At 71.8% G+C, this 24,211-nt stretch carries 20 protein-coding genes; 11 read left to right on the forward strand and 9 right to left on the reverse strand.

What is annotated here, in order from left to right:
• Positions 1–2 precede the first annotated feature (2 nt).
• The 7 genes from ACFQ7Q_RS13260 (at position 3) to ACFQ7Q_RS13290 (ending at position 6,353) form a co-directional block, all read left to right on the forward strand.
• Positions 3–554, forward strand: coding sequence for a YciI family protein (locus tag ACFQ7Q_RS13260; RefSeq protein ID WP_383553489.1), 552 nt, complete (start codon positions 3–5; stop codon positions 552–554).
• On the forward strand, positions 551–1,420 hold the full coding sequence (locus tag ACFQ7Q_RS13265) for an alpha/beta fold hydrolase (RefSeq protein WP_383553491.1): 870 nt from the start codon (positions 551–553) through the stop codon (positions 1,418–1,420). Before ACFQ7Q_RS13260 ends, ACFQ7Q_RS13265 begins: the two co-directional genes overlap by 4 nt.
• Positions 1,421–1,737: 317 nt before the next feature.
• On the forward strand, positions 1,738–2,235 hold the full coding sequence (locus ACFQ7Q_RS13270) for a SigE family RNA polymerase sigma factor (protein ID WP_383553494.1): 498 nt from the start codon (positions 1,738–1,740) through the stop codon (positions 2,233–2,235).
• Positions 2,228–2,617 carry a hypothetical protein gene (locus ACFQ7Q_RS13275; protein ID WP_383553497.1) on the forward strand — a complete coding sequence of 130 codons (390 nt, stop codon included), beginning with the start codon at positions 2,228–2,230 and terminating at the stop codon, positions 2,615–2,617. Before ACFQ7Q_RS13270 ends, ACFQ7Q_RS13275 begins: the two co-directional genes overlap by 8 nt.
• Before the next feature lie 75 nt (positions 2,618–2,692).
• Positions 2,693–3,925: a mannosyltransferase family protein gene (locus tag ACFQ7Q_RS13280; protein ID WP_383553500.1), complete on the forward strand. Its 1,233-nt coding sequence runs from the start codon at positions 2,693–2,695 to the stop codon at positions 3,923–3,925.
• A gap of 64 nt (positions 3,926–3,989) precedes the next feature.
• Entirely contained in the window at positions 3,990–4,454 is a 465-nt protein-coding gene (locus ACFQ7Q_RS13285; protein WP_383553503.1) for a hypothetical protein, read from the forward strand.
• A gap of 189 nt (positions 4,455–4,643) precedes the next feature.
• Positions 4,644–6,353: a sigma-70 family RNA polymerase sigma factor gene (locus ACFQ7Q_RS13290; protein ID WP_383553506.1), complete on the forward strand. Its 1,710-nt coding sequence runs from the start codon at positions 4,644–4,646 to the stop codon at positions 6,351–6,353.
• A gap of 64 nt (positions 6,354–6,417) precedes the next feature.
• Here the strand turns inward: ACFQ7Q_RS13290 and ACFQ7Q_RS13295 are convergent, their stop codons facing one another.
• Entirely contained in the window at positions 6,418–7,401 is a 984-nt protein-coding gene (locus ACFQ7Q_RS13295) for a LuxR family transcriptional regulator (RefSeq protein ID WP_383553509.1), read from the reverse strand.
• A 152-nt stretch (positions 7,402–7,553) separates the two neighbouring features.
• Between ACFQ7Q_RS13295 and ACFQ7Q_RS13300 the strand changes: the two genes are divergently transcribed.
• Both ACFQ7Q_RS13300 and recQ read left to right on the forward strand, forming a co-directional pair.
• Complete coding sequence (locus ACFQ7Q_RS13300; RefSeq protein ID WP_383553511.1) at positions 7,554–8,966, forward strand: aminopeptidase P family protein; 1,413 nt, start codon at positions 7,554–7,556, stop codon at positions 8,964–8,966.
• 163 nt (positions 8,967–9,129) lie between these two features.
• Positions 9,130–11,109, forward strand: coding sequence for a DNA helicase RecQ (gene recQ / locus ACFQ7Q_RS13305; protein WP_383553514.1), 1,980 nt, complete (start codon positions 9,130–9,132; stop codon positions 11,107–11,109).
• A 12-nt stretch (positions 11,110–11,121) separates the two neighbouring features.
• Here the strand turns inward: recQ and ACFQ7Q_RS13310 are convergent, their stop codons facing one another.
• The 8 genes from ACFQ7Q_RS13310 to ACFQ7Q_RS13345 all read right to left on the reverse strand — a co-directional run bounded on the left by ACFQ7Q_RS13310 (position 11,122) and on the right by ACFQ7Q_RS13345 (position 21,799).
• Complete coding sequence (locus ACFQ7Q_RS13310; protein WP_383553516.1) at positions 11,122–12,465, reverse strand: patatin-like phospholipase family protein; 1,344 nt, start codon at positions 12,463–12,465, stop codon at positions 11,122–11,124.
• Positions 12,462–12,896: a hypothetical protein gene (locus ACFQ7Q_RS13315; protein ID WP_383553518.1), complete on the reverse strand. Its 435-nt coding sequence runs from the start codon at positions 12,894–12,896 to the stop codon at positions 12,462–12,464. Before ACFQ7Q_RS13315 ends, ACFQ7Q_RS13310 begins: the two co-directional genes overlap by 4 nt.
• Positions 12,893–13,378: a hypothetical protein gene (locus ACFQ7Q_RS13320; protein WP_383553521.1), complete on the reverse strand. Its 486-nt coding sequence runs from the start codon at positions 13,376–13,378 to the stop codon at positions 12,893–12,895. The genes ACFQ7Q_RS13315 and ACFQ7Q_RS13320 overlap by 4 nt, the downstream gene beginning before the upstream one ends.
• Positions 13,375–14,304 (reverse strand): acetoacetate decarboxylase family protein, encoded by a 930-nt coding sequence (locus ACFQ7Q_RS13325; RefSeq protein WP_383553523.1) that lies wholly within the window; start codon positions 14,302–14,304, stop codon positions 13,375–13,377. The genes ACFQ7Q_RS13320 and ACFQ7Q_RS13325 overlap by 4 nt, the downstream gene beginning before the upstream one ends.
• Positions 14,301–15,365, reverse strand: coding sequence for an alpha/beta fold hydrolase (locus ACFQ7Q_RS13330; protein WP_383553526.1), 1,065 nt, complete (start codon positions 15,363–15,365; stop codon positions 14,301–14,303). Before ACFQ7Q_RS13330 ends, ACFQ7Q_RS13325 begins: the two co-directional genes overlap by 4 nt.
• A gap of 5 nt (positions 15,366–15,370) precedes the next feature.
• Positions 15,371–17,224, reverse strand: a complete 1,854-nt coding sequence (locus ACFQ7Q_RS13335; protein ID WP_383553529.1) for a metallophosphoesterase family protein — start codon at positions 17,222–17,224, stop codon at positions 15,371–15,373.
• Complete coding sequence (locus ACFQ7Q_RS13340) at positions 17,221–19,626, reverse strand: GMC oxidoreductase (protein ID WP_383553531.1); 2,406 nt, start codon at positions 19,624–19,626, stop codon at positions 17,221–17,223. The genes ACFQ7Q_RS13335 and ACFQ7Q_RS13340 overlap by 4 nt, the downstream gene beginning before the upstream one ends.
• Before the next feature lie 259 nt (positions 19,627–19,885).
• Entirely contained in the window at positions 19,886–21,799 is a 1,914-nt protein-coding gene (locus ACFQ7Q_RS13345) for a S41 family peptidase (protein WP_383553534.1), read from the reverse strand.
• Between the two features lie 368 nt (positions 21,800–22,167).
• Here ACFQ7Q_RS13345 and ACFQ7Q_RS13350 point away from each other — a divergent pair, with 368 nt between their 5' ends.
• Complete coding sequence (locus ACFQ7Q_RS13350; protein ID WP_383553537.1) at positions 22,168–23,334, forward strand: alanine--tRNA ligase-related protein; 1,167 nt, start codon at positions 22,168–22,170, stop codon at positions 23,332–23,334.
• Between the two features lie 66 nt (positions 23,335–23,400).
• Positions 23,401–24,198 carry a hypothetical protein gene (locus ACFQ7Q_RS13355; protein WP_383553540.1) on the forward strand — a complete coding sequence of 266 codons (798 nt, stop codon included), beginning with the start codon at positions 23,401–23,403 and terminating at the stop codon, positions 24,196–24,198.
• Positions 24,199–24,211 lie beyond the last annotated feature (13 nt).

Below are 24,211 nucleotides of genomic sequence, written 5' to 3' on the forward strand. Positions count from 1 at the left end.
CCATGGAGTTCTTCTGTTACCACCGAGACCGGCCCGCCTCCGAGGTGCTGCGGCATGCACTGCTGGAAGACCACTGGTCCTACATGGACCGGTACGCGAAGGAGATGATCGCCCGCGGTCCGACCCTCACCGGCGATCGCGAACTGCCCACCGGCAGCGTGCACATCGTCGACCTGCCGGACCCCGCCGCCGCTCGGGCGTTCGCCTTCGACGAGCCGGGCTACCAAGCGGGGATGTACCGGGACGTGATGCTGCGCCGGTGGCGCAATCTGCTCGGACGGACCATGTGGGACTTCCACGGCGGCCGGGAGGGCGACGACCGGTACCTGGTGCTCGGCCTGGGCTCGGGGCAGCCCGCCGACCTCGTACCGCCGCCCGAGCGGGACGAACTGATCGCGTACGGGCCGCTGCTGTCCGACGACGGCGACACCTGGCTGGGCACGGCGGCGCTGGTCCGCGCCCCGGACGCCGACACGGCCCGCTCAGTCCTCACCCCGGACCGGTACGCCGACATCGAGGTGCACAACTGGCAGTTCGGCGGGCGTCCGTCGTGAGCCATGAGGAGGGCGCCGTCTCGACACTCGTCGCGGCCGACGGGACGGAACTCGCCTACCACGTCATCGGTGAGGGCGAGCCGCTGCTCTGCCTGCCCGGCGGGCCCATGCGGGCGTCCGCGTACCTGGGGGATCTCGGCGGGCTGTCGAAGCGGCGGCAGCTGGTCATGCTCGACGCACGCGGAACCGGCGACTCCGGCTTCCCCGCCGATCCCGCCACCTACCGCTGTGACCGGCAGGTCGACGACGTCGAGGCGCTGCGAGAGCACTTCGGGTGGGACAGCGTCGACGTCCTCGCGCACTCGGCGGGCGGGGATCTGGCGATCCTGTACGCGGCCCGGTACCCGCGGCGCGTCCGTACCCTGAGCCTGATCGCGGCCCGTGCCCGCGCCCTCGGTGTCGACTTCACCGTCGAGCACCGGCGCGAGGTCCTCGCCCTGCGCGCGGCCGAGCCGTGGTTCGAGACGGCCCGGGATGCCTACGAAGCGCTGTGGTCCGGATCCGCGACCGACGCCGACTTCGACGCCGCCGTCCCGTTCTTCTACGGCCGTTGGGACGCCGCCGCCCGGGCCCATGCCGCGGCCGATGTGGAGCAGAGCAACGAGTCGGCGGCGGACCTCTTCGCCTCGTCCGGCGCGTTCGACCCTGCCGCCGCCCGCGCGGCCATCGCCGGGTGGGACGCGCCGGTGCTGGTACTCGCAGGTGAACTGGACGGTGGCCCGCGCCCGCATGTCGCCGCGGACATCGTAAAGCTGTTCCCCCGTGCCGAACTCGCCGTCCAGCCGGACGCCGGCCACTTCCCCTGGCTCGACGACCCGGTCTCCTTCACCCGGACCGTCACGGCCTTCCTCGCCAAGGGCGAGTGAATCGATCCGGGGGGGGTACCGCGAGCACCACGCCGCCGTGTGGCCCGAGACGCTCCGCGCGCTCTCGGCCACCGGCCGGCGGAACTCGACCCACCTCCTCCGCGACGGCCCCGCCTCGTCGGCTGTCCGGTGACCCCGACATGACCTGTCGCCCGGCTCCGCGGTCGGGTCGGGGCCGGGGTGATCGGCCCGGCCGTGACGCGTGTCCCGCGTGATCGGTTCCGTGATCACCATCACTCTGCTGATGCGTGGCCCGTGTCAACCGGACGCCTGGTGCCAGGCGTATGCGTGGTGAAGCGAAGATCCGGGAGTGAGTGTTGACCGTTGAGGAGTTCGAGGCGTTCTACGAGCAGGCGGTCGCGCGACTCACAGGGCAGCTGTACGTGATGCTGGGCGATCTGCACGAGGCTCAGGACGTCGTACAGGAAGCGTTCGTCAAGGGGTGGAGCCGGCGGCGGCAGCTCGATCGCGACGGTCAGCCGGAGGCATGGATCCGTACGGTCGCCTGGCGCCTCGCGGTGAGCCGTTGGCGTTTCCGCAGGCGCGCGTCGGACGCGTGGGACCGTGCGGGCGCCCCGCCGCCGGTCGAGGGCCCCGGTCCCGAGCACGTGGTGCTCATCGACGCGCTGCGTGACCTGCCCGCCCAGCAGCGACGCACGGTGACGCTGCACTACCTGTGCGACCTGAGCGTCGAACAGATCGCGGGCGAGACGGGACAGTCCGCCAGCACCGTCAAGACGCACCTCGTCCGCGGCCGGGTCGCCCTCGCCGATCGTCTGCAGCCCCGGAACGTTGAGGAGGACCCCGGTGCTTGAACCCCAGGAACCTCAGGACCCCCTGCGCGAGATGTTCCGTCAGGCGGCCGCCTCCGGACAGTCCCGCACCCGCGCCGTACCGGTCGCGCGCATCGCCGAACGTGCCAGGCGCGCGCACCGGCGCCGTGTCACCGTCGTCGCGGGGGCCGCGTGCCTGCTCTTCGCGGGTGGTGGAGTGACGGTGGCCGCTCTCCTGCCGGACGCGCCGACGCCCGTCGTCCCGGCCACCAGCCCCTCGCCCGATGCGCCGTCTCCCTCGGAGACCACCCGGCCGCCCCTGAGCAGTACGACATCACCGCCCCCCACCGGCGAGGGCACCTCCGACTATCCGTCGGCCACCGCGACACACCCGCCAGGGCGGGTGACCACCACAGCCCCCTGACCTCCGTCGCCCTTCACCGCGACGCGCCGTCGTCGCGCGATCCGCCCTGCCCTCCCACACTCACGAGAGTCCCTTATGTCCGTGATATCCCCCCGGTTCCCCCGGTCGCGGGAGGAGGCGACGGTCCCCTCCCCGCCCTCCTCCAGCCCGGCCCCGGTCGTCCGCCGATGGGTCCGTCCGCGGCTGAGCGCCGAGGACCGGGACGTGCTGTGGCTCTATCTGCTCACCCGCGCCGCCCTCTGGACCACCGCCTATTGTGCGCGCTGGCTCTTCCCTTCCGATGCCGACAGCCATGACCCGGGCTCGGTCCTCGCCCCCTTCGAACGATGGGACTGGGGGCACTTCCTGAACGTGGCGCGCGACGGGTACTTCCCCGCCGGACACGGCCCGTGGGACGCCGACTGGGACAACCGCGAGGCGTTCTTCCCCGGCTTCCCCCTCGCCCTGCGGGCCGTGCACACCGTCGTCCCGAGCTGGACCGCGGCCGGGCTGCTGATCTCCTTCGTCGCCGGCGCCGTCGCCGTTCTGGCGCTCGCGCGGGTCGCGCGCCTCCACCTGCGCGACGTGGACGCCGGCCGGCGGACCGTCCAGCTCCTGCTGCTCTCGCCGTGCGCGATCTTCCTCGCCACCGGCTACAGCGAGTCGCTCTTCCTCGCGCTCGCCCTGCCGGCCTGGCTCGCCGCCCACCGCCGCGACTGGCCCCTCGCCGCCACGCTCGCCGCCCTGGCGACGACCGTACGCATCAGCGGTCTCTTCCTCGCCGCCGCCCTCGCCCTGCACTTCGTCCTGACCGCCCGCACCCGCGCCGCATGGCGACCGCTTCCCTGGCTCGCCCTGCCGGCCCTGCCCGCCTTCCTCTACGCCTGGTACCTGCACTCCCGCACCGGCGACTGGATGGCGTGGAAACACGCCCAGGAACGCGGGTGGTACCGCCGGTTCCACGCACCCTGGGAAGCCTGGAGCAACACCTGGGAGTCCGCCTTCGGGCACGTCCAGACCACCGGCTACGCCTTCATGTTCCAGGCCGAACTCCTCGTCATGCTCGTCGGACTCGCCCTGGCGGCCCTCCTCGTCCGACGGCGCCGCTGGCCCGAAGCCGCCTACATCTGCCTCAGCCTGTGGGCGCTCGGTACCTCGTACTGGTACACCTCCATCCCCCGGTCCACCCTCCTGTGGTGGCCGCTCTGGATCGCCCTCGCCGCCTGGAGCCTGCGCTCACCACGCTTCAGGACCGCGTACTTCTGCCTCGCGGCGCCCCTGTCGACGCTCTTCGCCCTCACCTACATGACAGGGCGGTGGGCCGGATGAAGCGCCGACGATCTTGATCGGTGTCGCAGGCAACCTCCGTCCACGGGGCCACGTCCTAGGGGGCGTGATCGAGCTCCACGACTCCGACTCTCCCGGCCCCGACAGCGACGAAGGGACCGTGCGACCCGGCCCGTTCTGGCGCCACGCCCTCTGGGTGCTCGGCATCACCGCCGTCGCGCTGGCGGCGGGTTGGGCCTCCGCCCTGTTCCGGATCGGGCCCGCGCGGTACGGCCTTCCGCCCGCGGCTCCCGGCGCGCTGTGGCCGTACCTGGCCGCCTGGGCCGCGATCGGCCTCACCGTCGCGGCCGTCCTGCGGACCGCCGCCGCCAAGGTTCCCGTCTACGCACCGGGGCGGATCGCGGCGGTGCTCGTCTTCGGGGGCACCCGGCTCTCCCTGGGCTGGCGCCCGGAGGCACCCCTCCTCTGCGCGATGGCCGCGATCGCGCTGATCGCGGCGGCCGTCTGGTGCGCGATCGCGTTCCGCCCGCTTCGGCAGGCGCCCGAGGAGCGCACCGCCGCCGAGCGGTAGATTCGCCCCGGGCGGAGGAGAGGGTAGCCTCCTCCCGGCCACCCGAGCGGGCCCGGCCGCACCGTGTTCGCGCCCCCGTTGAGGAAAACCCGCAGAACTCTTCGTACTTTCCGTTATCGAGCGCACGCCTTGCGGTCTCCCAGCTGTTGGGCATCGACGACAGGCAGGACGGACAGGGTGGATCAGGGCATGGGCGCGCAGCACGGTACGGAGCTGGTCAGGGCGGCGCAGAGCGGTGACCTGGGGGCACAGGACCGGCTCATCGCCGCCTACCTGCCCCTGGTCTACAACATCGTGGGGCGGGCGATGAACGGCCACCACGATGTCGACGACGTCGTGCAGGACACCATGCTGCGCGCGCTCGACGGACTGGGCGGCCTGCGCTCGCCGGACAGCTTCCGGTCCTGGCTCGTGGCCATCGCCATGAACGGCATACGCGACCACTGGCGCGCGCAGCAGTCAGGCATCCGTCCCGACGTCCTCGACGACGTCCGCGACCTCGCCCACCCCGGCGCCGACTTCGTGGACCTGACCGTGGTCCGGCTGAACCTGTCCGGCCAGCGGCGCGAGACCGCCGAGGCGACCCGCTGGATGGAGCCCGACGACAGCGCCCTGCTGTCCCTGTGGTGGCTGGAGTGCGCGGGCGAGCTGACCCGGCACGAGGTGGCGTCGGCCCTCGAACTGAGCACGGAGCACACCGCGGTCCGGGTGCAGCGGATGAAGGCCCAGCTGGAGGCCGCCCGCGTCGTCGTACGGGCTCTGTCGGCGCAGCCGCTCTGCCCCACCCTGCGGTCCGAGCTCGGTGGGTGGGACGGCCGTCCCTCCGCGCTCTGGCGCAAGCGGATAGCCCGGCACGCCCGCGCCTGCGCGCACTGCGCGGGCCTGTGGACGGGCCTCGTGCCGGCCGAGGGCCTGCTCGCCGGACTGCTGCTGGTGCCGCCGACCGGGATGCTGCTCGCGAGCGTCCGCGACAGCGCCGGCTTCGGACTCGCCGCCGCGACCACGCCGTACGGGGGCGAGGGCCCGTACACGCCCGCCGTGGCGGAGACGGCACACATGCCCGCCGTGTCCGAGGGAGCGCACCGGCCCGCCGGGACGGGTGGACGGCACAAGGCCAACGGGTCGCGTGCGGCGCAGGGCACCCGCGGCGACCGCCGCAGGCAGGAGCAGCTGAGGAAGCGCGGCCGCCGCCGTGCCGTCGTCGCCGCGGGCATCGCCGTGGTCGCCGTCACCGGTGGGGCCTTCTCCCTGATCACCGGCCCCCAGGACGACGTCGAGGCCCTGGACGCCGTGGACGCGACGCAGGCGGGGGCTCCGGACGCCCTGTCCGCCTCGCCGTCGACGACCACCGCCTCCGCCTCGGCCACCGCGTCGAAGTCCACCTCGCCGAGCCCGAGCAAGAGCGCCTCGCCGTCCGCGAGCCGGACCGCCACGCCCCGTCCCACGAAGCCGGCCCCCACGCGTACCTCCACACCCGCACCCAAGCCGAAGTCGACCCGGACGACGGGTGGTTCGGGCTCGGACTCCACCGCCGGCGAAGTCGTCGGTCTCGTCAACTCGGAGCGCGCCAAGGCCGGTTGCGGTCCGCTGACCGAGAACTCCCTGCTGAACGAGGCCGCGCAGGGGCACTCCGTCGACATGGCCGCGCGGAACTTCTTCGACCACACCAACCCGGACGGCGACGGACCTGGCGAGCGCGTCACGGCCACCGGATACCGCTGGTCGACGTACGGCGAGAACATCGCGATGGGCCAGAGCACCCCGGCCCAGGTGATGGAGTCCTGGATGAACAGCCCCGGCCACCGGGCGAACATCCTGAACTGCTCCTTCAAGGAGATCGGCATCGGCATCCACTCCGACGGCGGCCCCTACTGGACGCAGGTGTTCGGAGCGCGCTGAGTGCCGGGGCGACAGCCCCCTCGTCCTCGACCCCAACTGGTGAACCCCGCCGGGGCGTCTTCGGTCACAGCCAGCCGTGGCGCTGCGCCTGCAAGGCCATCTGGAATCGGTTCGCGGCGCCCAGGCGGGCCATCAGGATCTGCAGGCGGCGGAAGAGCGTGCGACGGCTGATGCCCAGCTCGCGTGCGATGGCCTCGTCGCTCGCGCCGCCCGCGAGGAGCCACAGCAGGCGGCGGTCGGCCGGGGGCAGCCCGCCCGGGCGGCTCGTGCCGCCGTGGAACGGCAGGGCGTCCCGCCAGGACTGTTCGAAGAGCGCGATGAGGGCGGAAAGCAGCCCGCACGGCTGCACGACCAGCATGGTGTTGTGGACGTCGGCCTCCTTGATCGACAGCGACACGAGCGCGTACGCCTCGTCGATGATCACGAGCTTGACCGGCAGCGAGGGCAGCACCCTGGCCTGCTCGCCGGCCTCGATGCACGGTTCGATGGCCTCCTTGAGATGACCCGGGTGCTCCAGCGACTCCCGCGCGTACACGACGCGCTGCCGCACGCCTCGGGCGAGCGTGGCCAGCGCGTCGTCCGTGGCGCCGGGCAGGGGGAAGTACGGCGGTGACTCGAACTGGCGGATCTCCTCGCGGGCGCTGGCCCACGCCTGGCGCATCCTCGGGCCGACGGCGTCCCCGGTGACGACCTCGACGAGGTGGTCGTTGTACGCGGCGAGCCGCTGGCGCCTGAAGGACTCGAACGCGCCCCCGACGGCGATCCGCGACTCCTCCAGCTCGGCCGCCCGGTGCCGGGCGAGGATCTCCAGGCCCGCGGCGGGCGGAACCGGCGCCACCACGTCCCCGCCCTCCGCCGCCGCACTGGCCAGACCTGCCTCGACCAGCACGCCGTAGGCCGCGGCGAGCTCCGCGTCGCCCAGGCGCGTGGCGGTCCCGATCGCGCTCAGCGGGGCGGGCGCTCGTTCGAGCAAGGCCAGATAGACCCGGCCCGCGGCCTCGTCGATGCCCAGAAGCCGCAGCGCCTCGCCGAGTTTCGCGTTCGTCATGCGTCGCATTATCGACGGACCCCGGGCCCGCGTGTGGCCGATCAGTGCCAGTGGCACTCCTCGGCCCCCGGCGGGCTCCGTGCGGGCTACTGTCCAGGCGCCGCCGAGGATCGGCGGCCCGCGAGGAACCCACCGGGAAGAAGGGGCACGCCGTGGCCAAGGGCCGAAAGAACGGTCTGTACGCAGGGATCTCCGATGAACTCTCCGCGCTGATGCGAACGGGCTGGGCGGACACCGAGCGGCACGATCTGCAGCTCGACGAGCAGGCTCCGTACGCGGCTCGCCGCCGGGCCGCGCTCTCCGCGCGCTTCCCGGGCGAGCGCCTCGTGATCCCCTCGGGGAATCTCAAGGTCCGCTCGAACGACGACACCTACCCCTTCCGCCCGTACTCCGGCTATGTGCACATGACCGGCGACCAGGCCCGGGACGGCGCGCTCGTCCTCGAACCCCGCGCGGACGGCGGCCACGACGCCTACTGCTACCAGCTGCCGCGGGACAGCAGGAACGACGACGAGTTCTGGACCGGCCCTACGGCGGAGCTGTGGATGGGCCGCCGCCGGTCCCTGGCCGAGGCCGAGCGCGTGCTCGGCCTGTCCTGCCGCGACGTCCGCACCGCGGCCGTCGACCTGGCCGCCACCACGGGCGTGCCCACCCGCATCGTCCGCGGCGTCGATCCCTCCCTGGAGGCCGCCGTCACCACCGACGCGGAGCGCGACGAGGAGCTGGCGGAGGCGCTCGGCGATCTCCGGCTGGTCAAGGACGCGTGGGAGCTGGCCGAGATGCGCAAGGCCGTGGACTCCACCGTGCGCGGATTCACCGACGCGATCGGGGAGCTCTCCCGGGCGGTCGCGTCGTCCGAGCGCTGGATCGAGGGCACCTTCTTCCGCCGGGCGCGCCTCGAAGGCAACTCCGTCGGCTACGGCTCGATCTGTGCCGCCGGCGAGCACGCCACGATCATGCACTGGACGGACAACGACGGTCCGGTGCGCCCGGGGGAGCTGCTCCTGTTCGACGCCGGGGTGGAGACGCGCACCCTCTACACCGCCGACGTCACGCGCACCCTCCCGATCAGCGGCACCTTCACTCCCGTGCAGCGCAAGGTCTACGACGCGGTGTACGAGGCTCAGGAGGCGGGCATGGCCGCGGTGAAGCCGGGCGCCCGGTACCGGGACTTCCACGAGGAGGCCCAGCGTCATCTGGCGGCGCGGCTGGTCGACTGGGGGTTCATCGAGGGCCCCGCCGACCGCGCGTACGAACTCGGCCTCCAGCGCCGTTTCACGATGGCCGGCACCGGTCACATGCTCGGCCTGGACGTCCACGACTGCGCGCAGGCCCGGAACGACGACTATGTCGACGGGGTCCTCGAGCCGGGCATGGTGCTGACCGTCGAGCCCGGGCTGTACTTCCAGCCGGACGATCTCACCGTGCCCGAGGAATGGCGCGGGATCGGCGTCAGGATCGAGGACGACCTGGTCGTCACCGACGGGGGCCACGAGAACCTGTCGGCGGACCTGCCGCGGTCCGCGGACGAGGTGGAGGCCTGGATGGCCCGCTTCGCGGGCTGATCAGGACGTGAGAAGGCCCGGTGCCGGGCACGGGGGAGTCCCGGCACCGGGCCACAGTTGAACATTCTACAAGCTCTCCCGGGGGTCCGGGCGCCAGGGCCTCTCGTCCCCAGGTTCGCCCGGTGGGGCCGGGGGTGTCGGTGGACGCGGCTAGGCTTCAGGAATGGCCCTCTCTGATGCTTCCCCCGAGACCTCCGACGCGACTCAGGTGCTCCACCGCGTGTTCGGATACAGCTCCTTCCGGGGCGAACAGCAGGAGATCGTCGAGCAGGTCGTCGGTGGCGGCGACGCCCTCGTCCTGATGCCGACCGGCGGCGGCAAGTCGCTCTGCTATCAGATCCCGGCGCTCGTCAGAGCCGGCACGGGCGTCGTGATCTCGCCCCTGATCGCGCTGATGCAGGACCAGGTGGACGCGCTGAAAGCCCTCGGGGTGCGGGCCGGATTCCTGAACTCGACGCAGGACCCGTACGAGCGGCAGGCCGTCGAGCAGGCATTCCTCGCCGACGAGCTGGACCTGCTCTACCTGGCACCCGAGCGACTGCGTACCGAGGGCACCCAGAGGCTCCTCGACCGCGGCACGGTCTCGCTCTTCGCGATCGACGAGGCGCACTGCGTCGCCCAGTGGGGTCACGACTTCCGGCCCGACTACCTCGCGCTGTCCATGCTGCACGAGCGCTGGCCGAAGGTGCCCCGGATCGCACTGACTGCGACCGCCACCGAGGCCACCCACACCGAGATCGCGACGCGGCTGGGGCTGGAGGACGCCCGGCACTTCGTCGCCAGCTTCGACCGCCCGAACATCCAGTACCGCATCGTTCCGAAGAACAACCCGACCAAGCAGCTGCTCGAACTGATCCGTACCGAGCATGCGGGGGACGCCGGAGTCGTCTACTGCCTCTCCCGGGCCTCGGTGGAGAAGACCGCCGCGTTCCTGGTCGAGCACGGCGTCGACGCCGTGCCGTACCACGCGGGCATGGACGCCCGTGCGCGTGCGGCGAACCAGTCCCGCTTCCTGCGCGAGGACGGGGTCGTGGTGGTGGCCACGATCGCCTTCGGCATGGGCATCGACAAGCCGGACGTCCGCTTCGTGGCCCACGTCGACCTGCCGAAGTCGGTCGAGGGCTACTACCAGGAGACCGGCCGCGCCGGCCGTGACGGAGAGCCGGCCACGGCGTGGCTGGCGTACGGCCTGCAGGACGTCGTCCAGCAGCGCAAGCTCATCGACGGCTCCGAGGGCGACGAGGCGCACCGCCGCGGGCTGGCCATGCACCTGGACGCCATGCTCGCGCTGTGCGAGACGGTCGAGTGCCGTCGTGTGCGGCTGCTGGCCTACTTCGGCCAGCGGGGCGAACCGTGCGGCAACTGCGACACCTGTCTGACCCCGGGCGAGTCCTGGGACGGGACGGTCGCGGCGCAGAAGCTGCTGTCCACGGTGTGGCGGCTGGCGAAGGAACGACGCCAGAAGTTCGGCGCCGGCCAGATCATCGACATCCTGCAGGGCAAGAAGACGGCCAAGGTCATCCAGTTCGACCACGACGCCCTCTCGGTCTTCGGCGTCGGAGCCGAACTGGGCACCGCGGAGTGGCGCGGGGTCGTGCGCCAGCTGCTCGCGCTGCGGCTGCTGGCGGTGGAGGGCGAGTACGGAACGCTGGTGCTGACGGAGGAGAGCGGCGAGGTGCTGGGAGGCCGCCGCACCGTCCAGATGCGCAAGGAGAAGGCGGTCCCCGCCCAGGCCCGCAAGGAAGCGCGATCGGGCAAGGGCGCGCGCGTGCCGGTCGACCTGCCGGCCGCGGCCGTGCCGGTCTTCGAGGCCCTCCGCGCCTGGCGGGCCGCGACGGCGAAGGAACAGGGCGTACCCGCGTACGTCGTCTTCCACGACGCGACGCTGCGGGAGATCGCGACCCGCCTCCCCGCCACCATCGCCGAGCTGGGCACGATCGGCGGCGTCGGCGAGGCCAAGCTCACCAAGTACGGCGAAGGCGTGCTCGACGCCCTGGGCGGGAACGGCGCTCCCGAACCGGCACCCGACGCCCCGGCGCCGACGGCGCCCGCGTCGAAGTCCTCGGGACCCTTGTTCGACGACGAGCTGCCTCCTGACCCGGACGAGGAGACGGAGGAGCCGCCCTGGGACGACTGGCAGTAGCTGGGCCCGTCCTCAGGGCCGCGTCAGGGCGCGGCGCAGGCCGACCCGGGCCAGCTCGGCCAAGGCCTCGGCGCGGTCGCGGAAGCCGTGCGCGCCGTACGGCTCCACCGACGCCAGCGCCCGGGCCGCGTCGCGCAGGCCCAGTTCGAGCTCCGTCGCGTACCCGTCGCCGGCCCGGAAGGCCACGCGGCGGGCGTCGGACCACAGGTCCAGGCCCGCGTCGTCCGCCAGGTCGCGCCGGGCGCGGACCTCCTGCCAGGCGCCGTCCAGCCGCGCCCGTGCCACGTACTCGACCCCGGCGCCGTCGGCCTCGACCCTGCCGTCGGCCAGCAGCACCCGACCGCCCCACGGCTCGTGGTCGACATGTCCCACCAGGCGCGCACCGGGCGAGGGCGATCCGTCGGCGGGCAGCGGCAGCTCGACGGTGACGTCGAGGACGAGTTCGGCGCCGCCCGCCTCACCGCGCATCCGCTCCCGGAAGCGCACCCCACGGGGCGGGTCCCGCATCACCGTGCACGTGGAGTCCTTCCGTACCCCCGACGGTTCGGCGGAAGCGAGGTACTCCCAGGCGTCCCGGTAGCCCATCGCCACCAGGGTGTCGGCGGAGATCCGGCCGGCCAGGAACTCCGAGTCGAGCGGCAGCGGATGTCCCGGCTTGATCACATGCAGGGCGAACGGCCGGCCCGTCCCCGCGGCGGCCTCCAGTTCGGCGAACAGCGCCCCGTTGGCGCTCAGCTCGATCATGTGCACGTACTGCTCCAGGGGACCGTCGCCCCAGTACGAGGAATTCCCGATGCACCACACCAGCCACACCTCGTCGGCGCCGCGGCGGAGTGCCTCGGCCACGTTGGCGTCCTTGATCCACACCGCGTCGGTCCAGACGCGCGCTCCCCGGCGCAGCGGCGGGATGAACAGCGGCAGCGACATGCCCGCCGCCATCAACTCCAGGTCGATGTCCGTGTGCGGCACCGCCACGCACGTCTTCGTGGCGAAGTCGGCCACGTTGAAGGTCCCCGCCACCGCCGACGACCGGACCGCGTCGACATCGACGCCGAGCGCGGGCAGGACCTTGCGGACCACCCCGTCGGCGTCGCCGAGTGCGCGCAGCGCCCAGGGCCCCTTGAGATAGTCGCTGAGCGGCAGGAGCGAGCTGAAGTCCCTTACGCGGAGGGCGGACCAACGGCGGCCCATCTCGGCCGGATCCTGTCCCGACAGCAGCATCCCGGCGGTCATGATGCCGCCCGAGGTCCCGTCGACATGGTCGAAGGTGACGCCGTGCTCCCGCAGCGCCCGCACCACGCCGGTCTGCCATGCCACACGCATCCCACCGCCCGCGAGCACCAGGGACCGCCTCATCTCGCGGCCCCCGCGGTGTGCAGGTCCCCGGCCCGGGACGCCAGTCGGCGTGCCATCAGCCAGCAGAGCAGGGCGGTCGCCAGGTCGAAGAAGGCGACGAGCAGGGCGAGCGCCGCGAACAGGTCCCGAAGGACACCGATGCCCACCAGCACGAACGCGCCGAACTTCTGCAGCCCCGCCCAGAACAGCAGGTACGGAGGCGGGGCCGGGGTCAACAGCCCCTGGACCAAGAGCCCGCCCACGACGACCATGAACATGCCGACGGTCGCGAACAGATGCCTGCTGATCCCCGTCGAGTCCGCCGACAACTGGTTCAGCACGAACCCCGGGGCGAACAGCTGGCATGCGCCGGTCAGGACCGTCACCGCGCCGATGAGCACGAGCACGAGGCGCAGCGGGTCGCGCGTGACACGGTCCGGCAGCACACTCACTCGAGCGCTCCCAGCAGATCGCCCTTGGCGACGATGTACCAGACGATCGCCGCCCAGGTGATCGTCGCGCCGACGAAGCGGATGTCGTTGAGCTTCATCCAGCGCACCAGCAGCGGCGTCAGCCCGGCCGGGCCGTCGAAGTCCCCGGCCCGGATCTTCTTGTTGACCGGGATGATCAGCCGCTGGCCCACCCAGGTGAGCAGGAGGATGCCGGCCAGGCAGACCGCCGACAGGGCGACGTACCACTCGCCCCACTCGCTCCACACCAGCACGATCCCGGAGACGAACATCAGGGGAACGACGACGGTGAAGAACTTGGTCGCCTCCGTCGTCGGCACACCGAAGTGGTCGTCGACGTTCTCCGGGGTCAGGGTGCGCCACGTCGGATAGAGGAAGAACCGGAGCACCCACATGGTGCCCATGTACATCGTCGCGCCGAACAGGAAGTACACCGCGTTGATCAGCAGCAGGATCTCCTTCACGAGTCCGCTCCCACGTCGATACGCGGAGGAGCGGGCCACTCCTCCGACAGGCCGAGCCCCACGACGCTCTCCAGCGGCTCCCCGTACGTCCGCCCCGGGTCCTCGCTCGTGAGGAACCAGCACTCGAAGTGGTCGTCGAGCACGCCCTGGGCCGACGTCAGATAGACGGTGAACAGCGGATTCTCGGCGATCCCGAGCCCGTGCAACCCCGCGACCTGCGGCGCGTCGCCCACGACGAGACGTGCGCGGGCCCGCCTGCCGAACGCGATGTCGGCCTTGCCGTCGAGGTAGACGAACGACTTCATCAGCATCCCGCGGAACGCGCAGTAGTTCACCGCCCCCACCTTCAGCGGCAGCGCGGTCGCGGGCGGGCGTTCGATCTCGATGTACATCCCGAGCCGTCCGTCGACCTCGTACTGGCTCGACACCGCCGAGTCGCCGACCTTGAAGTCCAGATGGGCCTGGTGCTTCGGCATCCCCCAGATCCCCTTGCCGCCCTTGACCGAGATCTCGCTGCTCACCGGCAGGTCCACGACGTACTGCCCGGTGCCGAACGTGCCGCGCAACAGCCCCGGCAGCAGCGGCGGAGCCGGCCGCGCCCCGTGCGTGCAGGCGATCGCGATCGAGTACTCGATGTACCGGCCGATGTCCGTACGCAGATAGTTGACGACCGTGATGAGGAGCAGGCCCCTGCCGCCGGGCAGCGCCACGGGGTGCAGCTCGTCGCCCGGCAGCATCCGGGCGGCCGCCGCGCGGTCGATGGTGAACCCGGCCATCAGGGCGGGTGTGTCGATCGAGTCGACGGGCAGTTCGAAGGGGATGCCGTCGACCAGGGCATGGCGTCCGGCGAGCCGGCGCTGCCGGCGCGGCACCGGTGTCGGCACCGCCGACAACCCCAGCCGGGCAAGGTGCAGGATCCGATTCATCGGGCGAGCTCCTCAAGGATCAGAGGGAAGGTGTCGGCCGCGGCACGGCGGCCCAGGAACACGTCGAGGTGGCCGTAGCCGGGAAGCATGTGCAGGCTGTCGCGGCCGGGCCGGTGCCTGTTCAGGAAGTCGTAGGTGCGCTGCTGGCTCTCGGCCAGGAAGCACCGGTTGTCCTCGCCCGCGAGGAGCACGATCCGGGCGTCGGTCCGCGGCGCCCGGTCGGCGAAGGACCGGGGGAGTCCCTCGATGCCCTCCGTCGACACCAGCTGCCCGGCGCGGATGCACCGGTTCATCTGGGCGAAGAACGTCATCGGGACGTCGGCGAACTCGCCGCGGATCCAGTCGTGCGTCGTCTCGTCGAGGTTCGCGTGGGACCAGAGGGCCGGCCACCCGCTGCCGTACGTGAAGCTGACCATGCGGCAGACCGAGTTCCGGCACTCGGGGTGCGTCGCGCGCACGAACCACACCATCAGCCGTGACAGCGGGCCCGCCGGACGGTCCCCCCAGGCCGGTGAGATGGAGGGCATCACACGGCCGATGAGCGGCGCGAGCCGGGCGATCTTGAACGTCGAGAAGCCGGGGACGACCGGATGCAGTGACACCGCGTTGCTGACCACCGTCTCCACCTCGGGGAGCAGCCCGGCCGACAGGGCCATCATGAACGACGTCGACCCCTGGCAGTGCACGACGGCCTTGAGCCGGTCCCTGCCCGTCGCCTTCAGCACGTGCGCCACCGCCGCGGGATGGTCGTACGCCGCCGCCTGGTCCAGCGTCCAGGGCACCGGATCGAGGTCGATCGACGCGCGCCAGTTCAGCAGCCAGACGTCCCAGCCGTCGTCGAGCAGGGCGTCGACGAAGGTGCGCCGCAAGGGCGGCCGGAACAACTCGGCCCGCACTCCGGCCCCGTGTACGACGAGGACCGGACCGCGGGTGGGCGGGCGGCCGCCCCGCACGTGCACCAGCGTCAGGGGACGCCCGTCGAGCGCGGTCAGCGGCCGCACCTCGGTGACGTGGTCACGGCGGGTCGTCGGCCGGAACGGCGCCTCGGGTGTGCCGGTCATGGCGTTCACACTCCCCGGGAGATCACGACGGGATCCTCGATCAGCCGCACCGCCGGCTTCCCGGTGGGCACGGGCCGCTTCCCGCCCGACGGCTCGTCGCGAAGCTCCCAGTCGCGGCAGATCGTCTCCAGCACCAGCGGATAGAGGGTGAGGTCGCCGCCCGGCGCGATGCGCAGGCGGAGGAAGCCCTTGTGGTCCTCGATGGACTGGCCGGACATCTGCCACTCCGCGACCTGGCCGCCCTTCGCGGACAGCACCCACAGGGCGAAGACGCCCGAGCCGACGACCGCGCCCAGGACGGCCGCGACGGCCAGGCACAGGAAGAGCACCAGCCATCCGTCCCAGGAGGCCGGGAACGGAATCGCCACGGTGACGGCCAGCGCGGCGAGCGCGACCAGAGCCTGGGACAGCGACGCGACCGCCGGGCCGGACGGCGGGGCCGGCCTCCGTCGGCGGAGAAGCCGGCCGAGGAACCCGAGCACGAGCAGCGCCGCGGCCACGCCCAGACACACCGCGCCGAAGCCCCGGAAGTCGTCGAAACCGGCCCGGCGCACCGCGTCGACGGGTCGCAGTACGCCCTCCGCGAGGGCGAACAGGAAGCAGAGCAGAAGAAAGAGACCGGCGTGCAGGCCTGCGGCCAGCTTGGCGAAGCCGAGGTTGCGCCACGGCAGCCAGCGCCCCGACCACGGCACGGCGATGCCACGGGCGAGCCGACGGGACTCCTCGGCGTCCGGGTACGTCTTCCCCATCCGCGCGAACTCCACCGGCGGGTCGTCCTTGTCGCGCAGCCGCGCGCCGCGGGGCGGCAACGGCAGCACCGGGGGCAGCCGGTGGGTCGCCGCCAGATACGCGCCGCCCATCCCGCAGGTCACCATCTGGCGCCGCCGCGGGTCCGGTGCCGGGACTCCGGCGCCGGGCGGGTCACCGGGGAGGCGTTCGGCGTACCGGGCGTAGTGGTGGTGGTCGCCGGTCAGCCACAGCCGTACCGACGCGTGCGTCGGTACGCGCCTCTTGGAGCCGGGCACGCTCCGGGTGCGGATGACGTTGCGGTCGAACCAGTGCAGCGCGTTGAAGGCGTCGGCGTTCGTCTCCACGCTCTCCAGCCAGGTCGGTTCGGCGGAGCAGACGATCACACCGTCGCCGGGTTCCAGGTTCGCCGACAGGTTCTTCTCGAAGTAGCGCAGCTGGGGGTCGTCGAAGTACGAACCCAGCTGGCTGTCCAGGCCCACGAGCCACCAGCGTTCGGGCAGGCGGACGCAGAAGTAGCTGCGGGTCTGCCGGGTCCGCCAGCCGCCGATCGACCTCTGCTGCGTGAACATGCGCAGGAAGGCGGTGAGACCGTCGTACCAGTCGTGGTTCCCCGGCAGCGCGACCATCAGGGGCCGGTCGGCCGCCTGGGGCAGGGCGGCGCGGTACGGACCCTTCATACGGTCCTCGTACGCCGTCGCCGAGGCCGCCGGATACACCTCGTCGCCGCCGAGGACGAGCAGGGAGCCACGGCTCAGCCGCAGGTCGTCCTCGGCCTGGGGGGCGCCCGACTCCTCGGTGGCCCGCGGGACGAGGAGTTCCTTCTCGGCGAGCGTCCACGCCACCGAGCTCGTCGCGTCGAAGCCGTCGCCGATGTCGGCCACGTAGTCGATCCAGATCTCCCGCGCGTCGGGCTTCCCGAGCGGGGCCTCCAGGAGGTCCGCGTCGAGTACCTCCTGGACCTCCCGCTTGTCCGAGTAGCCGGCGAACACGGCCGCCAGCACGGCCTTGACCGCCGTGCGGGCCAGTTGCCTGGGCGCCAGCCACCGCACCTGTTCCTGGGGCGTGAAGTCGAGTTCCTTCGCGTGTTCCCGCAGTTCGCGTACCTTCACGCGCGCTCCCCGGCCGGCGTGAAATGGGAGCCGTAGACATCCCACAGCTCGCCCAGGAAGAGGCGGCCGAAGCTCTGCAGCGCCCGCGCGGGATGCGGTCCCGAGGCGCGGAACGTCGTCAGCTGCTGGGCGAAGTCCCCGGCGAGGATGACGATGATGCCCGCGCCGAGCAGGGGGGCTTCGTCGTCACCGTCGGGCGGCACGTGTCCGGCGAGCATACGGACGTACAGCGTCGAGGTGTCGCTCCAGATGTCGAATCCGGGGTCGTCGTGCACCTCCTTGTGCCCGACGAGCGTGAGCGGGTTCCCGCCCGGGTCGCGCAGGTGCAGGCGGTACAGCATCCTGCGCCGGCTCGGGTCGTCGTCGCGGGTGAACAGGTTGAACCAGCCGGCCTCGACGGGCAGTCGGCCGCCGAGCACGTCGCACTCGACGTGCCCGGTCGCTCCGGCCTGGTGCAGGGGGTCCGAGACGAACCGGTCGACGTCGTCGGCGGTGATCGTGAGACGGAACATCAGCCGCTGGTTCCGCGCGCGGCCGAGCGCCTGACCCTCGTGCGGGTCGGCGACGTCGAGCGCGATGTGCCCCTTCATCTCCTCGGTGAAGGACAGGCTGGTGGGCCGTTCGCCGTCCGTCGTCGCGGCTCCCGGCGCGGCCGCCGCCGCGGCCCGCGGTGCGAGGCGCTGTTCGAGGATGCGGTGGCAGGCGCGGTCGGCGAAGGCGGCGATGGTGAGCGACGGGTTCGCCCCGACGGGTCCGGGCAGCGCGGCGCCGTCGAGCACGTAGAGACCCGGATGGCCGAAGATCTCGCCGTACGAGTCGCAGACGCCTTCCGCCGGGTGACGGCCCATCGGCGCGCCGCCGAGCGGGTGCACGGTGATCACCCGCCGGGTCCACCACAGCGGGTTGTCGAGGAACTCGCCGCCGAGCGCCCCGGCGACATCGGCCATGGTCCGCCGCACGCGTTCGAAGTAGCGGCGCGAGGTGAGCGTGGTCCAGTCGATGTCGAGGTAGCCCCGACGCAGGCTCATGCGGCCGTCCGGGAGGTCCCGTCCCATGCCGAGGAGCGGCAGCGCCGAGTCGGAGAAGACTCCCGGTCCGAGGAGGCCGGCGAGCCGGCTGCTGATGTTGCTCTGCGGGGTGAGACCGAGCCGGGACCGCAGCCGGTGGAGGCCGAACCCCGCCGTACGGCGGAGGCTGCCGGGCACCTGCGACACTTCGGCGAGCCAGTCCACGAAGGCCGGGTAGCCGGCGTCCTCGACGTAGAAGCCGCGTCCTGTGGAGCCGTCCTCGTCGAGTTCGTCGCCGACGCGGATGGCGCTGGTGATCACAGGTCCCGTGCTGCTCGCCAGCTTCCGCGGCCCGCTTCCCGCGGAGCCGCGGGTCGCCTTGAGGACGAGACCGAGCAGGTCGCCGTTGCCGCTGAACCGGTTGCCGAGGGCCGGGCTGATGCCCCGCAGCGCGGAGCGGTTGCGCAGGAGCAGGAACGTCGATCCGAACGCGCCTGCGGCCAGGACCAGCCGCTTGCAGTGGATCCGGTGCAGCGGCAGCCGGCCGGTGGGGGTGCGATGGCCCTCGCGGGCCGGATCGTGGACGACGTAGCCGACTTCGTAGCCGCCACCGGGCCGGGGCGTGAGACCGCGTACCTCGCAGCGGGTACGGATGTCCGCGCCGCGGTGGCGCGCGGCCGACAGATAGGTGTGGTCGAGGGTGTTCTTGGCCCCCAGGTTGCAGCCGACGTCGCATTCACCGGTCAGCCGGCAGGTCTCCCGCGGCAGGCCGTGGATGTTGCCGTACTCCGGCTCGGGGAGCGGAGCGCCCGGGACGGGCGGCTCGTCGGGCCCGGAGGCGAACGAGACGGCCAGCGGCGGCCGGGACACCCGAAGGTCCAGCAGCTCCGCCGCCTCCCGCATCGCGACGGTCTTCGGGGTGTCCTGGTAGGGGTACGGAGTGGCGCCGAGCATCTTCTCGACGTCGGCGTAGTGCGGATCGAGGTCGCGGCGGCTGATCGGCCAGTTCTCGTACCCTCCGCCGGGCAGCGGCGACTCATGGACGAACCACTTCTCGTCCTTGCGCAGCAGGACGTTGGCGTAGATCAGCGATCCGCCGCCGAGGCCGCTGGAGACGACCCCCTCCAGTCCGCGGAACGACCAGATGTCGAACAGCCCGTGCAGGCCCTCGCTGGGATCCCAGAAGTTGCGGGCCATGCCGGCGGGCGTACGGGGAAAGCTGCCGGGCGGGTACGGTTTGCCGCGTTCCAGGACGACGACGGACAGACCGGCGTCGGCGAGCCGGTACGCGGCGACGGAGCCGCCGAAGCCCGAGCCGACCACGACGACGTCGACTTCGCCTTCGACTCCGGCGTCGTCCCCTGGCCCGGCCGGGGATGGGGCTTCGTTCGTCATCGGCGATCCCCTTACGGGTGACGGTGATCATCCCGCCCCGTAAGGAGACGCTAACCCCCATCGCGCCGACGCACGAGGCGGGCGGTGCGTCCGGGGGAAGCGGCGCCGGCGAGGAACGCTCCCGGCCCCTGCCGCCCTCGGCTCCCGCCCGGACCCCGTCGCGTCCTACAGCCGCTCGGTGCGTCCGGGGGAAGCGGCGCCGACGAGGAACGCTCCCGGCCCCTGCCGCCCTCGGCTCCCGCCCGGACCCCGTCGCGTCCTACAGCCGCTCGGTGCGGCTGGCCACGAGCTCGCCGTCGGCGAAGCCGTCCACGCGTACCGTCCGCGCCGCCGTGGCTCCCGGTACGTTCACCTCGGCCTGGCCGTCGGGGATGTCCACGGAGGTGCGGGGACGCTGGTCGAGGAAGACGTCCACCCGGTCGACGTTGGCCGTCCTGAGCAGCAGACGCAGCGAGCCGTCGGCACGGGTGGCGTCGGTGATGGTCAACTCCCGTACGGGCTGTGCCCTGAGGAGTTCCCCGGCGCGCGCCATGAGGTCGGCGTTGCCCTCCAGGAGGTCTCGGCGGGTCATCCGGTGGCGGACGTCCGGTACGACGCCCAGGTCCTCCAGGGGCGTGCCGGCCCGGTCGCCGACCCGCAGGGACCGACGGATCGCCACGCGCATCCCCGCTCCCTCGGGCAGGGGCCGGTACGGCGACGAGGTGATCGGGAAGAACGTGATGATGTCGCCCTGCGCCCAGACGTTCGCGCCGCCCGCCCCGGTGTTGTCGTCGGTGCCGAGCACGGTGCCGATCCGGTGGTCCTGGAAGCCGGCGGCGAACATGTCGGTGGCGGAGTAGCAGCGGGCGTTGGTGATGAGGACGACCGGCCCGAAGTACTGCTGCCCGATGTCGTTGGCGAGGGACTCCGGCGTGAGGGGCAGGGCCGCGGAGAAGGCGGCCCCGATCTCGATCGCCTGCTCCATCGACTTCACCCAGGGGCTGAGGCTCGGGCTGCTGCGGCACATGCGCAGATTGAGAGGCGTGTTGATGAACTGGAACGGCTCCGGCGTGATCCGCCGAGGTGCCAGCGTCTGCAGGGTGAGCTCCGACGCCCAGATCAGGCCGCCGCCGTTGTCGCGTACGTCGACGATCAGACCGTTCTGGGGCAGCAGACCGAGGAGCCTGACGAACTCCCCGACGAAGGTGCCGGCATTGTCGACGCTGAAGGTGTGGATGCGGATGTGACCGAAGGTGCCCGACGGCGTCTCGACGGTACGGGCCGTGAAGACCTTCGGCATCATGCTCACGATCTCGCCCGCCGCGGCGGCGGGGGACTCGCCGGAGTCCACGGCCCGCTGCTGCTCGATGACGTGCGGGGCGAAGAGCATGAGGTTGGCCCGGTTGATCTCGTCGGCCTCGTGGTCCACGCCCATGACCAGCGCGGCCTCACCGGTCGGACCGGCCATCGGCGGGAGGTTCTCCACGATCTGCCAGTTCTCGCGCAGTTCGCGCGCCGTACCGTCGGAGCCCTTGTAGCTGACGGTCACCCACTCCTCGAACGGAGGCAGATGCGCCGAGAGCGAGCGGACCGTCAGCGACTGCACCCCTCGGCTGCGCCGCGCCGCCGCGTTGCTCCCGGCGAACCGGGCGGCGTTGAGCTCGACGGCCTGCTCGATGGGGATCCCGCTCCAGTGGGTGATCTCGACGCCCGGTGCGAAGCCCGGGGCGGAGAAGCCCTGGGTGATGCGGGTGACCAGGAAGCGCGGCTTCGAACCCTCGGCGCACTCCTCGACCCGGAAGGGGAGGAAGGCGATCCTGTTGGCGAACGGCGCGGGCAGCTGGTAGTTGGTGTGCAGGTCACGGACCGAGTGGAAGACCGTGGCCATCTCCGCGTGGAAGACCCACTCCGGCGGCATCGTGTCGGCCGTCTGCTGCTCCAGCTGCCGACGGATGAGACGCAGCCGCTGTACGGGGTTGACCGCGTGCATCGCCATCTTCAGCGGCAGATGTACGTAGTTCTGCTCGATCAGCACCAGGGCCTGGTCGACGAGGAGCATCCGCTGCTCCAGGGTGAGCACGCCTGCACCGGCCAGGAAGTCCTCCAGCTGCGTGGCGGCGGCCAGGCGCTCACGGACCGGAGGTGCCGTTCGCTTGAGGTACTCGGGAGTGGTGTCGGCGGTGACGTGGCCCATGATGCCTCCGTGGTCGGTGTACGGCTCCCTCCCTGTCTTCGGCCGACCGTGCTCCGGTCGACAGAGCTCGCGAATCAGTTCACCCGTACAGGCCCGTGCGGCGCAGCTGTCGCTCGCCCACCGATAAATCCGCGTGCGCGACAGCGCGCCCCGTTATGATCGATCGCATGAACGTCATCGGCCGAAGCACCACCGCGACCGCGCGAGCGACCAGCTCGCCGGTTGCCGCCGCCTGACCTTCTCCACTTCCCACCGGCGACCGGAAACGGCCCGCCGGTGTTCTCCTGTGGCGTCCCAGCCCCGGTCCGACGACCGAACCGGTCCCGTTCTCCGGTGCCTCCCTTGCAGTCACGCGAAGGAGTCATCCCATGAAGACCGAACACATCGTCCGTACCTTCGTCGAGTACTTCGAGGAGCGCGGCCATCGTCGCGTCGACGGCTCGACGCTCCTGCCACCACCCGGTGACCCCGTGCTGTTCACCACCTCGGGTATGCATCCGCTCACCCCGTACCTGGAAGGGCGTCCCCATCCGCTGGGCGGGCGGCTGGTCAACGTACAGCGCTGTCTGCGCACGACGGATCTGGAGGAGGTCGGCGACGACACCCATCTGACCGTCTTCGAGATGCTCGGCACGTGGTCGCTCGGCGACTACGAGGGCCCGGAGAGTCTCGATTGGGGATACGGGCTGCTCACCGAGGGGCTCGGCGTCGACCCGGGTCTCCTGCATGCCACGGTCCACGGCGGAGACGACCGGAGCGGCCCCGACACCGCCTCCCTGGAGTTCTGGCAGAGCCGAGGCGTCCCCGTGGAGCTCACCGTGGAGGACAACTGGTGGTCCAACGGGCCGACCGGCCCCTGCGGCCCCGACTCGGAGATCTTCCTGTGGAGCGGCGACACCCCACCCCGGTCGACGCCCACCCAGGACGACCGCTGGGTCGAGGTGTGGAACCACGTGATGATGCGTCACCGGCGCCTCGACGACGGCTCCCTCGTGCCGTTGCCGCAGCGCAACATCGACACGGGGCTCGGCCTGGAGCGGCTGGCCTCGCTGCTGCAGGGCAGATCGTCCGTGTACGACGGCGACGTCTTCGACCCCTGGCGCCGCCTCGTGCCCCCGACGTGGCCACGGGAGGAGTCCTCGCTGCGCCTGGTGTACGACCACCTGCGCTCCGCCGTGGTGATCCTCGGCGACGGTGTGCGCCCGAGCAACACCGGACGGGGCTACGTGCTGCGCCGCCTGGTGCGCAGGGTGCTCACCGTGCTGTGGCGGGACGATCCGTCACGAAGCCTCGAAGAGCTGCCGGTCGAGCTGATCGAGCACACCCTCGACCACTTCCGGCAGCGGATGGACCCCTGCGACGTCCGTCGCGTACTGCTCGACGAGCAACGGCGGTTCGGGCGGCTCCTCGATCGCGGCCGGCAGGTGCTGACCCGTCCCCGCTTCCAAGGCTCGCTCGGAGAGGAGGACTTCCACTACCTGCACGACACCCACGGTCTGCCGCGGGACCTGGTCATGAGCCTGCGCCAGGGGTAGGAGCGGGCTCCGGCGGGCCACCTCCTCCAGATTGCCCGCCGGAGCGACGGCGGGCAATCTGGAGAGGTGAAGACCGACGCACCGGCCACGGTCGGCCGCGGTGCGATTGCCGGACTCCTCGAGAACCCGGTCGTCGGCATGGCGCCGTGGATCATCTTCTCCCTGCTGGTCGGACCCGGCAGGTTCGAGATCGCGGTCGCCCTCGCCCTCGCGGCGACGATCGTGCTGGTCGCGGCCGGGCGGATGATCAACCGGGGCAGCTCCTGGAAGCTCCTGGAGCTCGCCGACATGGTCTTCTTCGCCGCGCTCGCGGTCGTCGGAGCGTTCGCGAGCGAAGGCACCCTCCGCTGGCTGGAGACCTACGCCGGGGAGGTCTCCAACATCGCCCTCGTCGTGATCGCCTTCGGATCCATGGCGTTCCGTGTGCCGTTCACGCTCCAGTACGCACGGGAACAGGTCGATCCCGCGTACTGGCACACGCCCGCCTTCCTGCGGACCAACTACCTCATCACCGGTGTGTGGGGCCTGGCGTTCCTCGTCGCCGCCCTCGCGGGCGGGTACGGCGACCTGGTGCTGCACAATCCGGACAACATCTGGACGGGGTGGATCATCCAGATCCTCGCGATCATCGTGGCCCTGCGCTTCACCGCCTGGTACCCGGACGTCGCCCGGGCCCGCGCCCGGCGCGAGGCGGGCCTGCCGGGGCCGGACCCGCCGAGCCTGTCCGGGATGTTCGTCCCGCTCGCCGGGCTGCTCGTCCCCATCGGGATCGCCGTCCTGATCTTCGACGACGTGTGGTGGCCGGGCGTGGCCCTGATCGTGGGCGGCATCCTGCTCACCAAGGCACTGCGGCAGTCCGAGTGAGCGCCGGCCGCCC

The sequence above is a fragment of the Streptomyces sp. NPDC056527 genome (genome assembly GCF_042794475.1).
Classification (GTDB): Bacteria; Actinomycetota; Actinomycetes; order Streptomycetales; family Streptomycetaceae; genus Streptomyces.

Excerpts from the sequence above, each read along its gene's own strand:
- ACFQ7Q_RS13260 (WP_383553489.1), top strand. The coding sequence starts at position 3 with ATGGAGTTCTTCTGTTACCACCGAGACCGGCCCGCCTCCGAGGTGCTG.
- ACFQ7Q_RS13280 (WP_383553500.1), top strand. The coding sequence starts at position 2,693 with ATGTCCGTGATATCCCCCCGGTTCCCCCGGTCGCGGGAGGAGGCGACG.
- ACFQ7Q_RS13290 (WP_383553506.1), top strand. The coding sequence starts at position 4,644 with ATGGGCGCGCAGCACGGTACGGAGCTGGTCAGGGCGGCGCAGAGCGGT.
- ACFQ7Q_RS13295 (WP_383553509.1), bottom strand. The coding sequence starts at position 7,401 with ATGACGAACGCGAAACTCGGCGAGGCGCTGCGGCTTCTGGGCATCGAC.
- recQ (WP_383553514.1), top strand. The coding sequence starts at position 9,130 with ATGGCCCTCTCTGATGCTTCCCCCGAGACCTCCGACGCGACTCAGGTG.
- ACFQ7Q_RS13310 (WP_383553516.1), bottom strand. The coding sequence starts at position 12,465 with ATGAGGCGGTCCCTGGTGCTCGCGGGCGGTGGGATGCGTGTGGCATGG.
- ACFQ7Q_RS13325 (WP_383553523.1), bottom strand. The coding sequence starts at position 14,304 with ATGAATCGGATCCTGCACCTTGCCCGGCTGGGGTTGTCGGCGGTGCCG.
- ACFQ7Q_RS13330 (WP_383553526.1), bottom strand. The coding sequence starts at position 15,365 with ATGACCGGCACACCCGAGGCGCCGTTCCGGCCGACGACCCGCCGTGAC.
- ACFQ7Q_RS13340 (WP_383553531.1), bottom strand. The coding sequence starts at position 19,626 with ATGACGAACGAAGCCCCATCCCCGGCCGGGCCAGGGGACGACGCCGGA.
- ACFQ7Q_RS13345 (WP_383553534.1), bottom strand. The coding sequence starts at position 21,799 with ATGGGCCACGTCACCGCCGACACCACTCCCGAGTACCTCAAGCGAACG.
- ACFQ7Q_RS13350 (WP_383553537.1), top strand. The coding sequence starts at position 22,168 with ATGAAGACCGAACACATCGTCCGTACCTTCGTCGAGTACTTCGAGGAG.